We start from the raw sequence: 13,636 nt of genomic DNA, 5'->3' as shown, positions 1-13,636 counted from the left end.
GGGAGGGAACGAACGTTTAAGCATTAATAATTAATCCTTGGGTATTATTGCCATGAAAAACAATGCTTTTTATAGAAGAATTAAAGAATATGAATCAATTTAATAATAACAAACCCATTTACTATATTAATAAGTTGCATCAAGTTATCGATTTTACGCATTTGTAGGTAGGAATGTTTAACTTAGTTGTAAAGGATATTCTTATGCAGAAAAAAGGTACTAAGGATTTAATGATAGCAATCTTATTAAATTTTACTATCATTTGTATTCTACAATTTCTAGGAGTTGCATCTATTTATATTTTAACACCATCTATATTTGCAAATTCATTAATTACAAGCAGTTGCGGATTTGGTAAAAAAAACGATGTTGATAGAATGATTAACAGTTTGCCAGTAAGCCGAAAGGAAATAGTTATTAGCAGATATTTATCTAGCTTTGTTTTTCTTATTATTGGAATTGCTATTACCATATTATTTGCTTCTATAATCAAATTTTCTGGACTTAGTCATATTAATAGATTTATGAATTTAACTGATATAATAATAATTTCAATTTTTACTGTTGTTTACATTTCCGTATATTTACCCATTTATATATGGTTTTGATACTTGAAATCACAATTGATTAATAAGATTTTAAATTATTTTATATTTATTTGTATAACTAGTACAGTTGTAATAGTTACTCTCATTGACAATGGTACTGCGAAAGACTCTTTAATGAATTCGACATTGGTTATTTTAATCGGTTTAGTTTATATCGTTTTGAACTTCATTATATTAATGTGAAAAAGAATGATAATAAGTATCATCTACTCTTCCAAGTATAGATACAGTGGATTTTAATGTAATTTAAATTGAATTGTTTATAAAAATACTATTTATATTAGGAGATTAAGTCAGACTCACTGCAATTATTTATCCTTTAACAAATTAAGGTTTATTTATTTTATAATTGCACATACTAGCATAATAAAATAATAAATTCGGAGGTATTAATATGAGAAAACTATCAGAAGGTGAATTATTATCTTTGACAGGCTTATTAAGTATGGAAAAAGACGGATTAGCGGTAGCAAGAGTTATGAAAAATTTAATTAGTGATGAAGAATTAAAAAGTCAAGCAGAGAATGGGGTTTTAGCAACAGAGGGAAGAATAAAAGGCGTTCAACAATTTATTAATGAGAATCAGGTTACAGGAGGAGCAAAATAATATGGGAATGATAACAAATAACATTGTAAAAAATAACACAGACATTAATGATGAAGTAATAGCTGGAAATATGATTGGGTCCGCAAAAAGTGCAGCTGATGCATATCTAGCAGCAACTTTAACAAGCGCTACACCTGAATTAAGAGCAATATACTCAGCAAGCTTAACTCAAATTATAGGTGGACATTCAGCATTAACTGATCTAGCTGTAAACCGTAAGTGGGTATCCCCTTATGATGCACCTTCACAACAACTAGTTAATAGTTTTAACAAATCTAAATCTACAGTCGAGAAGTAGAAGTAAAAGTAAGGTTAACATAAACTAAATAAGTTTTTACCTTACCCGCGAAAACTACCCATATTAAAAACGTTAGAATTAATATAATTAGACACAAAAGAAAGTAAGCCACTAATATTTATTCGAATATTAGTGGCTTTTTAAACATATATTTAGTTTTTTCATCACCTATAAATATAATTATAATTCTGATTTTTTAAAATAACTCCACTCTTTTAGTAATACAAAGAGATGAGGTTCTTATAATCTTCTTGGATTTTCAAAACTTGGTGCTGAAAACCCTCCATGTTTTCGCTATATAAGATTGGACATAACTTATATATACTCGCTAAATATAATTAATTTCCAATTTAATTTATTAATATAATTTGTATGGTCATAATTTTGTATTTGAGATTAATATTATAGTGGAGGTATTATATGAAAAAGAAAAGAATTTTGTGGGTTTTTTCTGCTGTTGTCCTTATCATTGTAATATACGGTTTTTTAATTAAAAGTATAGCTACAACAGGTTATGGCAAGCTTGATACAATATTTGGTATGATGTCTAAAATAGAAGCATATATTAATCCAATTTCACTTAAAGGAAAGTCAATATATGAAATACGTTCAGCTTTACATAAGTCAACAACAATATGGAGTTCCAATCCTATACGCTTTTCCAATATAAAAAATATGGATATAAAGACAACTTCAAATCAGGTGCCAGTACGAATATACACACCTGATAGGGGAAATGAATTTCCTATTATAATTTATTCACATGGTGGTAGTTGGATAAGTGGTAATATTGATGACTATGACAATATTTGCAGAAGACTTTCAAAAAATTCGAATGCAATAGTGGTATCTGTAAATTATCGTCTTGCACCAGAAGATCCTTATCCGGCAGGGCTTAATGATATATATAATGTGCTACAATGGGCTTACAAAAATGCTGAAAGTATTAATGGGGACTACAGCCGAATATGTGTTGCAGGTGACAGCGCTGGTGCCAATCTTTCTGCTGTAGTATCACAAAGGGCACGTGATAAAGATGGCCCCCACATAACCTCTCAGGTACTAATATATCCATCAACAAACATTTATCAACTAAATACAAAATCCTGGTCATATTTTGCTATGGATTATAATCTTACTAGGGAAAACTCTGAAAAATTTATATCGCTATATACTCCAAGATTACAAGATAGAAAAAGTGAATATGCTTCCCCTTTATTATCTAAGAACGTTAAAGGTTTACCTAACACACTCATAATCACAGCTGAATTTGATCCATTAAGGGATGAGGGTGAAGCTTATGGAAATAAATTAAGAGAAGCAGGTGTGAATGTGATTTCTACCAGATATGAAGGTGTTACACATGGTTTCGTCTCAATGAATAAGATTACGAGTAAATCAGATGAGGCTTTAATTGAAATTTCAACATATCTAAAAAAGCAATTTAATAAAAAGTAGATTTAAAATTTATTTCAGAAAATGACCACATACTTTTGTCGTAAGTCAACTTTATATCCTTTTAGAAGTAAAGACCCTAAGAATTGTACTATAGGATCGCCGTACAATGAAGTAAGCTTTTCAAATATATTTTATAAATATGGGTAAACTAAATAATGCGCTGAATACAATACATACAGTGTAATTTATGTAGTTGAAGGGAGAAAATTATGAATAAAAATAATTTAGAGGAAACAAAAAAGTTAAATAAGCAATCAGACACTGATAAGGGTTCAATCACTAATTCAACTGCTACTGTGAACAGCAGCAGTACTGGTGCTAATTTAAAATCAAGTGATGAATCCACCGGTTTTACTGTCGGTTCAATAAAAGAGCTAAGTAATGAACAAGCTACTGCTGTCAAGGGTGCTAATATGTCTAAGATAACAAGTAACATTAATTATGGTTCATTAGAAGAAACTAAAAAATTTAATGAACGTACAGCATACATTAAAGATACTGATTAATAATAAAAAGAGATATACCAACTAGAACTATGATAGTCGAACGTCCATTATTCTATTTATAATATATGGTTTTAAATATATAGCTATTAGGGGTCTGGAAACATAGCCATCAAGCTAAGTCATATTGAATATTAGTAAGTCATCATCAAATACTATATTTTACCATTGAAATTTTAAGTGTACATTAGTATTTAAACAATTTTAGGGTACACGAAAAAAAGCCACGTATATAGTGGGATTTTTACAATTTTATCAAGTTGTTTTATGCTGCAACTTTAGCCTGCGATGATGTTAATTTATAACATACTCCAAGAATATCAAAAACAGTTTTCTTATCCTTTTTATGAGATTTCAGACCATTCCTAACTACATTTTCAAATATTAATTTTAAGGTATTGAAAACTTTATTAGGGAATTTGATAAGCTCAAAATATAGACTATCAATATATTCATGAACCATTTCACAAGTTTTAATTTCACTGGCTTCAAGGCCTTTATTTTCTAATGCTATTCTCTACTTTGTAATAGTCTGTCTTATTGTCATTCTACTCACACCAAAGAGTTCAGTAAGCTCTCTTTCAGTTGGAAGCTCTTCACCAGGAAGATATTCTTTTTTCTTATTTTTTCTTTTATAGCCTCTTCCAATTGGGTATAAATCGGTATAGACGAATTTTTATTCATTAATTTACAACCCTTCAAATTTGATTTTAAAAAAACATACAATGCATTGTACTTTTTATGTTTACTAATGATTTAAACTCTGCAATATATTATACCTAAAAAAAAATGATTGTCTATACACTCAATATTGTCTTATTACATTAAATTATCTTCTTCGAAGAAGATAAACAGCTTCGAAGAAGATAAATTACAATTTATGACATACTTCAAATGATTATTCCATATTTTGAAATACAAACATGGGAAATCATTCAAGAATTAACTCAAGTTAATGATATTTTCTACACAAGACTAAAATCCTTACAAAATTTCCTTATCTGGCTCGTCTGCTTGAATAAAGGTTAACTGACCACCTGGATATACTCCATTATTGGTAGCCTTATAATCATCATGATTATGCATTGGATAAAATTGTGGGAAAAACTGATCATTTGGATCACCACAAGGCTGATTACAAATTTCTATATCGTTAATTAGCTGTGGATCAGCACAATCTACTGGCTCTTCTGGAATACCAAAAATAGCATTAGGATCAATTTTTTGTATTTTTCTAAGCTGGCTGCAAAGAGAAGGAAAGCCATCTTGGCCATTCACAATATATCTTCTGTATAGAGCCCTCTTATCATCGGCCATAAGAATTAAATCATAGGTTTCACCAGACCCAATGGTATTCGTAAAGCCCATTTCTTCTGATCCAGGGTCAAGGTGCTCGTAATCTTTACTAAGATTTAGGAAAGGACTTAGATGACTATCTTTTCCCACTACCATAAAATGCCAACCATGAATGTGCCATGGAACCACTTGATAGCTCATATTGGTCATTCTAAGCAGGAATTTCTCGTTAGTTTTCACATGAACATAGGATTCATAGTTAATTTGCGTGAGATTAGGATTGTCTCCAACAATTGGGGTCAAAGGATGCTTAAGAAGTGTATCTGGGAAAGCTCTTCCATTCACCAACCAAAAGTCTGGTTTAAAATTTACTGCATTAAAAGGTATACCTGCACGAACGCTTTCGTGCCACAATGAATCAATATCAGATAGAAGCATCACATATTCTTTATCGAAATAGCTGTGAATATTATTATAAGCAAAATTTCTATTCGTAGCAGTTTGAGGGATATCAGGTTGTATTTTACAGTGAAATCTCCAATATCCTGATGATTTAGATTTAGTAATTCCGCTTCTAGCCAAGCTTTCCATAGAAGGATAAATAACTAATGATCCATACATTCCCATTTGAACATGTTCAGAAGCTTCTACATGACAGTGGTACATTAAGGTTCCTGGATTTTCCGGATGAAAGAAATAAGTCGCCTGAGGTGGTGGTGTAAGAGGATTAGTCGCCTCCCACATAGGAACCCCAAAGGAAGTTTCAGGAAAACCATCTAGCTGAGTAGCAACATGAGCACCATGCAAATGCACAGTGTGTAAATCTTTAAAAGTAGGAAGATATTTCATACCAATATTAATTAGAGTTATATATATATGATCATCTACCTCTCCCCAAACCATAGGAGAAGGAATAGTAGCTGTACCTTTCTTACTTAATAGCATCCCCCAGTTATCTGGGTTTGTATAATCTAGATATTCATTTCCTTTTATTTTTACTCCATCTACCTCTAAAAGTCCACCTGCAAACCCAAAAATATAGACTTCTTTTCTATTTTTAGTACATAATTCTCCATCTAATGGTAAGTCAATTAATCCATCTGTAGCTAACAAAACATAATGTCTAATACTCATTTTTTTATCCCCTTATTATACTTTTCTATTTTCATTTGGTCACATCATTGTATGCGGTTAAGGATAAAAAAGTTATACTGTACCAACTAAATTATTTTCTGCTCTGTACCAATTTTCTTGTATTTCTATTAGTTGCTGTTTTATATGTTTTAACTATTCTTTATTAGAATCATAGTATAACAGAATTAGAATTCATAGCAGTATAGGTTATATTTCTCCATAAAGATGTGAAGACCTAGCTATAAAGGTTTCATGCCACCTATATTTTTATAATCTTTTGGTATCGACCATGATATTGAGGAAGTCATCCATTCAAGTAGTGATGGACAAAAATTTGAAACTAATATTAACACCATTAATTCTCGCCACTCACCTAAATATTTTGGGCTTAAAGCCTATCAACGTGGATGTAATCATTCAGGAACTGGCTCAGTTTCAGGTATTACCTGATTAGTAATTTGCTTATTCCCCCTTTCCGGGGGGATGGCAAAAATATCCTTCTTGTTTTTAACAAAAAAGACTTATTGTCTTTAATAAAAACAGAAATCTATGCAGTTCCTCTAATAATAAGCTCTGTTTCAAAGTAAACTTGTTTTTCAATAGGTAACTCACCATTTATTACACCTATTAAAATACTGCAGGCTTTTTTGCCCATTTTATAAATAGGTTGTGCTATTGTTGTAAGTTCTGGTTCTATAATTTCTGATATACGGATATTATCAAATCCAACAACGGATATATCTCTTGGAATTTTATACCCATTTCGTAGTAAAATTTTCATTCCACCAAGTGCCATCATATCGTTACTATAAAAAATAGCATCCAAATTGGGGAAAGTACTAATTATTTTTTGCGTAGCTAGTACACCACCTTCAACATTAAAGTCTCCTTCAAATATATACTTTTCATCATATATTCCATAATTCTTCATTCCCTCAATATAGCCTTCTAATCTTTGTTTTGATACTTCTAAATTTTCCCTTCCCTTTACGAAAACTATTTTACGGTTTCTCTTTTCATATAAGTATTTAATACCACTTTTTATACCATGCTTGTTTAAACAAAATACCCCATAATCATCTTTATATCCTTCAATATATCTATCAACCAATACAAAAGGAATGTTATTGTTTTTTAGCATGGTTATACTTTCATTACTTTTACCTCCAGACATAAAAATAATGCCATCTATAAGTTTACTTATAAGCAGTTCAATATATTTTTGCTCTTTATCAATATCATTATCAGTGTTACATATTATTAAATTATATTCTAATCCCTCTGCCTCGTCCTCAATAGCTCTCGCCATTTCTGAGAAAAATGGGTTTGTGATATCTGGCAGTATAATTCCTATAGTACCGGATTTCTTAGTGCTAAGACTTCTAGCTATGGAGTTAGGAATATAGCTCATTTTCTTAGCAATTTCTAATACCCTTTTTCTGGTTGCGTCGCTTATGCTAGAATCCTTTTTATTCATTACCATTGAAACTGTGGCCTTTGAAACACCAGCCATTTCCGCTATATCCTTCATTGTTACATTATTCATAATCATCCTCCGATTTGTAGTAAATAATGCTATTGATTAAATCATCTTCTTCGAAGCTGAAATATCGTTGAACATCTAGCATCTAATAGTAGTAACCTATTCACAAAGTATACTTTTAATAATTATAATATCATAAAATTATAACCCAGAGGATAATCCCCTGGGTTATAATTTTTATATTAGATTATTATTGGGGTAATAATATTTCATTACTATTTTTTTATAATTTCAAGATCTACTGGAACTTCTTTTTGCACTGTTTCACCTTTCGCTATTTTAACAGCATTTTCTAGTGCAACTGAACCCATCAAAGCAGGTTTTTGTGCTATGGTAGCTGCAAGTTCCCCACTTTTAACTGCTGCTTTTGAATCATCATTACCGTCAAAACCTACAATGATAACATCTTTATTTGCTGCTTTAACTGCTTTTATAGCTCCTAGTGCCATTTCATCGTTATGTGTAAATATTGCATCAAACTTAGGGGTGGATTGAATAATATTTTCAGTAACGGTTAATCCCTTTTGTCTATCAAAATCTGCTGCTTGACTAGCAACAACTTTAACACCGGCTTTTTTATCTACTATGTTGTGGAAGCCTTGACCTCTTTCTCTTGTAGCGGAAGCTCCTGGAATACCTTGTAATTCTACTAGATTTCCTTTGCCGTTTAATTTTTCAAGTATGAACTCCGCTGCCATTTCTCCACCTTTTATATTATCAGATGCAACGTGACAAACTACTTCTCCACCATTTGCTTTTCTATCTACTGTTATAACTTTTATTTTGTTATCGTTTGCAACTGCTATTGAGTTTGCAACTGCATCGCTGTCTGTTGGATTAATAATTAAAGCACTTATTCCTTGTTGAACTAAATCATCTACATTAGATCTTTCCTTTGCAGCATCATTTTGTGAGTCAAGGACTACAATTTCATATCCTAATTCCTTCGCTTTTTTCTCCGCACCTTCTTTCATTGATACAAAGAATGGGTTATTAAGAGTCGAAACTACCATCCCAATTTTCTTTCCACCCTCTGCGGATTTAGGCGCGCTGCAGCCAACCAAAGTTCCCATAATTAGTACAGTTGATAATGATATTGATAGCAATTTTGATACTTCTTTCAATTAAATCATCCTCCATTTTTTTATTTATTCTTTTTTTCAACCATTACGGCGAGTAGAATAACTAAGCCCTTAACTATTGCTTGATAAAAAGGTGACACATTCATAAGATTTAACCCATTATTAAGTACACCTATTATTAAAGCTCCTATTATTGTACCTATTACGCTTCCTTCTCCTCCAGTTAAACTAGTACCACCGAGTACTACAGCTGAGATAGCGTCTAACTCAAAACCTACTCCGGCATTTGGAGAAGCAGATCCTATTCTACTGGCAACAATTATGCCACTTAAGGCAGCTGTTGCGCCACAAATAACATATACAAGTGTTTTAATCTTACCTGTATTAATACCTGATAATCTTGCTGAGTCTTCATTTCCACCTAGTGCGTAAAGATATCTACCATATCTAGTTTGACTTAAAACATAAAATGCAATTCCAAATACTAAAATTGTAAATATAACTGGAATTGGTAATCCCAAAAACATCTTATTTCCTATCCCTGAAAAATTTTGTCCAAGTCCTGAAATAGGAGTACCATTTGTATATACATAAGTTACACCTCTAAAGATAGTCATTGTAGCTAGTGTAACTATGAAAGCTTGTATTCTACCTTTTGAAACAAGAATACCATTTATAAGACCTATAACGCAGCCGATAGCTAAAGCTACAATTATTGCTAAATACAAGTTACCTGTGGTCTTTATTATACTCGCAGCAGCAGCGCCGCTTACTGCAAGTATGGATCCTACAGATAAATCAATCCCTCCAGTGAGAATTACAAAAGTCATTCCTATAGCTATAACCGCATTTACCGAAACTTGAGTGAATATATTTTTAATATTTTGTATGGTTAAAAATCTAGGTGTAATAAATGATATAACGATACATAATATCAAAAGACCTATTAAAGATTTATATTTTAAAACTACATTTTTAAAATTACTTTTCACAATATAGACTCCTTCCTTGGTGAGGGTTATTTTTTTAAAAGTTAACTTTTTATACCTACTGCATATTTCATTATAGCTTCTTGTGAAGCTTCTTCCCTACAAAGTTCACCAGATATTTCGCCTTCGTGCATTATTATAATTCTATCGCATATCCCGAGTATTTCAGGCATATCAGAGGATATTATAATAATTGATTTACCCATAGCCTTTAGTTCATTTAAAACGTCATAGATTTCCTTTTTAGCCCCTACGTCTATGCCTCTAGTTGGCTCATCTATTATTAATATTTCAGGTGCAAGCATGAGCCATTTAGCTAATATAACCTTTTGTTGATTACCCCCACTTAGATTTTTAATTAACTGCTGGGAACTGGGCGTCTTTATAGAAAGTTTCTTTATATATTCTTGAATTTCCTTACTTTCTTCTATTTTATTTATGCGCTTAGCTCTATTTTCATATTTTTTAAGGTTAGCTAAGGTCATATTGCTTCCTACTGACATGCCTAGAATAAGACCTTCTTTTTTTCTATCTTCAGAAAGATAACAAATTCCTTTTTCAATAGCATCTTTAGTAGAACAAATATTAACTTCGACGCCATCAACAAATATTTTACCTGAAGATTTTTTATATTCTCCAAATATAGTTTTTGCCATTTCTGTCCGACCTGAACCCATGAGGCCTGATATTCCTAAAATTTCTCCGCTCTTCGCTTCAAAGCTAATATCGCAAACCTTTTCATCAAAGCTTAAGTTTTCAACTTTAAGGATAGTGTGTCCTTTGGATGATTTTCTGTATGGAAACTGTTCTTCTAATTTTCTACCAACCATCATTGATATTAAATCGTCTTTAGTAATGTCCTTTGTCTTAACCTCGCCGATATGTTTACCATCTCTTAAAACTGTTATCATGTCACAAATTCTAAATATTTCATCCATTCTATGAGAGATGTACACAATGCACATATTTTCACTTTTAAGTTTGGTAATTACTTTAAAAAGATTATCCGTTTCAACATCAGTTAATGCAGTTGTAGGCTCATCCATTATTATTACTGTTGAGTTCTTGGAAAGAGCTTTCGCTATTTCTATTAGTTGCCTTTCACCTACATTCAAATCTTTAACTAAAGTATCCACATCAATATTGAAACCAATATCGTTAAGTAATATTTTTGATTTTTCTTTTAGCTCTTTTTTATTTATTCTCCTTGTTATTCCATTAAATCCTTCATTACCTAAAAAAATATTTTCCCATATACTTAAATTAGGAAGAAGACTTAGTTCTTGATGAATAATTGCTATTCCATGTTTTTCAGCATCTTTTATACCTTTTATATCTACTTCAGAACCTTGGATAATAATGCTTCCTGTATCCTTATGATAGACTCCGCTTAAAATCTTCATTAAAGTAGATTTTCCTGCCCCATTCTCTCCTAGTAGAGCTAGAACTTCTCCACTATAAGCTTCTAAGCTAACATCTTCAAGAGCTTTTACTCCTGGGAATGCTTTTGAAACATTTTTCATCTGAAGTAGAGGTTTTATGTTAGTCATTGAATCTCCTCCTTAAACTTACTTAAATCATCTATAGTTAGAATACAACTCCTGACTTTAGTATTATATTTGCATAGGCTGTTTGTTCACCAGTTCTTACCACTGCTTTGCACTCTTTTAACTGAGACTTCAGTTCCTCATGAGTTATAAATGTAATTTTTACATCTCCAACTGCTTTTTTTATTTCATTAAATAAATGCGGACTAACTTCAAAGGTCTCTTTAGCCACTATTACTTCTTCTATTTGAAGTTCTGTTAATACACATTTTAAAGTTTGAATAAAGCCTGGTATATTTTTAATTAATGCGATATCTATTCTTTTAGTGTCATCCGGTATTGGTAGACCACAGTCTCCTATCGCTAATATATCTTTGTGTCCCATTTTAGATATTACTTCAGATATTTGTGAATTTAGTAATGCGGTTTTTTTCATGACTAATCCTCCTTGTATGCAATAACAACTACAAATTGTTATCTTCACCGTAAATGTCTATTACCTCTTGCATTGTTGGTATTGAGGGCTGTGCTCCTGATCTTTGAACTACTATTGAAGAAACTTTATTAGCAAAAGTTATAGCTTTTTTTAGATTTTCATAGTTCAATTTTTGCGTCCCTAAATTACTTGCTACTGCTCCAATAAAACTATCTCCTGCAGCAGTCGTGTCAATAGCTACAACCTTTATTGCTGGAATTAATTCTGCTTTTTCTTTAGTTACTAATGCTGCACCCTTTGAACCTAGTGTTATTATTACGTAATTCACTCCCATTTCTATAAAACTCGTCGCTGCTTTTTTAGCACTTCCTAAATCTTCAACTAAGATTCCTGTAATATCATAAGCTTCTGTTTCATTAGGAATTATTATATCTGTACATTTCAACAAATTCTTATCTATTTTTTTTGCTGGTGCTGGATTTAATATTGTTATAATTCCTTGGGATTTTGCATAATTAAAAGCCTCAATTGTCATTTCGCTAGGCGTTTCAAATTGTGCAACTATTACTTTACAATCTCTTATAATTGAATAGCTTTGTTTTATCTCATCTATATTAATACTCATATTAGCACCAGCGACTACAACTATAGAATTATTCCCTTCACAGTCAACATTAATTATAGCAGTGCCAGTAGTTTCTTTATTATCTTTAAAAACATAATCTGTATTTATACCATCTCGCGAAAGCTTACTAAGCAAGAAATCACTATTACTGTCTAATCCAACCTTGCCTATCATGTAGACATATGAACCCATTCGTTTAGAAGCAACTGCTTGATTTGCCCCTTTTCCTCCAGGAACAGTAGTTAAACTTTTTGCAAAAATGGTTTCACCAATCTTAGCCATGTTTTCTACTTTTAATACTATATCCATATTTAAACTTCCAAGTACGCAAATTCCACTCATATAATAGATCACCTCTTCTTAGCTTAACCGATTAACTAAACCGATTAAGCTAATTGTATACGTTTAATTGTTTCTTGTCAATAAACAATTTTTTGAATTTTATTGAATGTATTTGAAATATTTATAGTTTTATTAACTCCCTTAAATAAGCTTATCCAACATGGATAGTTCTTATTTAAGGGAGTTTCTTTTATACCTACCAATTAAATATAAGCGCTATTAATACTAATATGATGTGATTTATGTTCATTAACGCAAAATTTTTCACGGACAAAATGAAGGTTTCACTTTTAATAGGGTTTTGGTGAAATAATGTTATATTTTTATTCAATGGTATTATGGTTAAAATTACCAGTAAAGTTGAAACTGGCGAAATTTTCAATATAACTAAAATTATAATATCTAGGTATGCAATATAATATAGGGTCTTAAATAGGGTAAGTGCATTCCCCTTACCTAAGTAGTAAGGCAACGTGTATCTCTTATTTGTTATATCCTCTTCAAGATCGCAAATATTATTAGCAAGCATTATATTTGCTATGCCATTGATTGTTGGGATGGAGATTAAGAAGATATAAAATAATTCTACTAGATTTATGCTGATGTTTAACATATTACTAACATACATGATAGAAATTATATTTCTATCAGATATATGAATGTAACAAGCTAAAAATAGAATTATAAATCCCATAAATACTCCAGAAAATACTTCGCCTAGTGGCATACGTGAAATTGGAATAGGCCCATATGTATAGAATATACCTGCTAAAAATGAAATAATTCCAATTAAGAGCACAACTACATTAGTGTTTAAAGTTAATAGAATCCCAAAGAAAATTGCTATTGCAAGTAAGGTAAAAATTATAGCTACAGCTGTGGATTCTTTGATGTTATATCTTATGATTCCATTTTTATTTTCATGATTATGTCTGTTACACTTTAAATCTTTTTTGTAATCAATATAATTGTTAATTGCGGTTGTAGCCATATCGAATGTTAATAGTGAGATACCCATAATAATAAAATTTTTCAAATTAAAGCTTTTATATCGGTATAAAGAATAAAGTGTTCCCAATATAAATGGTATCATACTGGCCAATTTTGTTTTAATTTCAATAAATTCAAGAAAACTAATTAAATACAATTTTAAACCCTCCTGTTGAAT

Annotated in this window: 15 protein-coding genes; 6 read left to right on the top strand and 9 right to left on the bottom strand. The window is 31.1% G+C overall.

The window, feature by feature from the left end; genetic code table 11:
• The first annotated feature begins 173 nt into the window (after positions 1 to 173).
• The 5 genes from ACWJKP_RS11110 to ACWJKP_RS11090 all read left to right on the top strand — a co-directional run bounded on the left by ACWJKP_RS11110 (position 174) and on the right by ACWJKP_RS11090 (position 3,477).
• Positions 174 to 608, top strand: coding sequence for an ABC-2 transporter permease (locus ACWJKP_RS11110; RefSeq protein WP_165412833.1), 435 nt, complete (start codon positions 174 to 176; stop codon positions 606 to 608).
• Positions 609 to 1,002: 394 nt separating this feature from the next.
• The gene (locus tag ACWJKP_RS11105; RefSeq protein WP_165412832.1) at positions 1,003 to 1,215 is read left to right on the top strand and encodes a hypothetical protein; all 213 of its coding nucleotides are present in this window, start codon (positions 1,003 to 1,005) and stop codon (positions 1,213 to 1,215) included.
• A 1-nt stretch (position 1,216) separates the two neighbouring features.
• Positions 1,217 to 1,513, top strand: a complete 297-nt coding sequence (locus tag ACWJKP_RS11100) for a spore coat protein (protein WP_165412831.1) — start codon at positions 1,217 to 1,219, stop codon at positions 1,511 to 1,513.
• A gap of 420 nt (positions 1,514 to 1,933) precedes the next feature.
• Positions 1,934 to 2,971 carry an alpha/beta hydrolase gene (locus ACWJKP_RS11095; RefSeq protein WP_165412830.1) on the top strand — a complete coding sequence of 346 codons (1,038 nt, stop codon included), beginning with the start codon at positions 1,934 to 1,936 and terminating at the stop codon, positions 2,969 to 2,971.
• A gap of 209 nt (positions 2,972 to 3,180) precedes the next feature.
• Complete coding sequence (locus ACWJKP_RS11090; protein ID WP_165412829.1) at positions 3,181 to 3,477, top strand: hypothetical protein; 297 nt, start codon at positions 3,181 to 3,183, stop codon at positions 3,475 to 3,477.
• A gap of 514 nt (positions 3,478 to 3,991) precedes the next feature.
• On the opposite strand, the gene ACWJKP_RS11085 is transcribed toward ACWJKP_RS11090, so the two are convergent.
• Positions 3,992 to 4,123 carry a GntR family transcriptional regulator gene (locus ACWJKP_RS11085; RefSeq protein WP_224579199.1) on the bottom strand — a complete coding sequence of 44 codons (132 nt, stop codon included), beginning with the start codon at positions 4,121 to 4,123 and terminating at the stop codon, positions 3,992 to 3,994.
• A gap of 335 nt (positions 4,124 to 4,458) precedes the next feature.
• A complete protein-coding gene (locus tag ACWJKP_RS11080; RefSeq protein WP_165412828.1) occupies positions 4,459 to 5,904 on the bottom strand; it encodes a multicopper oxidase domain-containing protein in 1,446 nt (481 codons plus the stop codon).
• 282 nt (positions 5,905 to 6,186) lie between these two features.
• On the opposite strand from ACWJKP_RS11080, the gene ACWJKP_RS11075 reads away from it, so the two are divergent.
• Complete coding sequence (locus ACWJKP_RS11075; protein WP_165412842.1) at positions 6,187 to 6,354, top strand: Tn3 family transposase; 168 nt, start codon at positions 6,187 to 6,189, stop codon at positions 6,352 to 6,354.
• A 97-nt stretch (positions 6,355 to 6,451) separates the two neighbouring features.
• Here the strand turns inward: ACWJKP_RS11075 and ACWJKP_RS11070 are convergent, their stop codons facing one another.
• The 7 genes from ACWJKP_RS11070 to menA all read right to left on the bottom strand — a co-directional run bounded on the left by ACWJKP_RS11070 (position 6,452) and on the right by menA (position 13,615).
• Positions 6,452 to 7,450, bottom strand: a complete 999-nt coding sequence (locus ACWJKP_RS11070) for a LacI family DNA-binding transcriptional regulator (protein WP_165412827.1) — start codon at positions 7,448 to 7,450, stop codon at positions 6,452 to 6,454.
• Positions 7,451 to 7,662: 212 nt separating this feature from the next.
• A complete protein-coding gene (gene rbsB / locus ACWJKP_RS11065) occupies positions 7,663 to 8,571 on the bottom strand; it encodes a ribose ABC transporter substrate-binding protein RbsB (RefSeq protein WP_224578940.1) in 909 nt (302 codons plus the stop codon).
• Between the two features lie 20 nt (positions 8,572 to 8,591).
• The gene (locus ACWJKP_RS11060; protein ID WP_165412826.1) at positions 8,592 to 9,521 is read right to left on the bottom strand and encodes an ABC transporter permease subunit; all 930 of its coding nucleotides are present in this window, start codon (positions 9,519 to 9,521) and stop codon (positions 8,592 to 8,594) included.
• A 41-nt stretch (positions 9,522 to 9,562) separates the two neighbouring features.
• The gene (locus ACWJKP_RS11055; RefSeq protein WP_165412825.1) at positions 9,563 to 11,068 is read right to left on the bottom strand and encodes a sugar ABC transporter ATP-binding protein; all 1,506 of its coding nucleotides are present in this window, start codon (positions 11,066 to 11,068) and stop codon (positions 9,563 to 9,565) included.
• Between the two features lie 37 nt (positions 11,069 to 11,105).
• Positions 11,106 to 11,501: a D-ribose pyranase gene (gene rbsD / locus ACWJKP_RS11050; protein ID WP_165412824.1), complete on the bottom strand. Its 396-nt coding sequence runs from the start codon at positions 11,499 to 11,501 to the stop codon at positions 11,106 to 11,108.
• Positions 11,502 to 11,529: 28 nt separating this feature from the next.
• Complete coding sequence (gene rbsK / locus ACWJKP_RS11045; RefSeq protein WP_165412823.1) at positions 11,530 to 12,468, bottom strand: ribokinase; 939 nt, start codon at positions 12,466 to 12,468, stop codon at positions 11,530 to 11,532.
• Between the two features lie 196 nt (positions 12,469 to 12,664).
• Entirely contained in the window at positions 12,665 to 13,615 is a 951-nt protein-coding gene (gene menA, locus ACWJKP_RS11040) for a 1,4-dihydroxy-2-naphthoate polyprenyltransferase (RefSeq protein WP_165412822.1), read from the bottom strand.
• Positions 13,616 to 13,636: the final 21 nt, after the last annotated feature.

It is taken from the genome of Clostridium sp. CM037 (genome assembly GCF_055081095.1).
The sequence above is the reverse complement of the archived record's forward strand: the minus strand, read 5'-3'. Positions and strand labels throughout refer to the sequence as shown.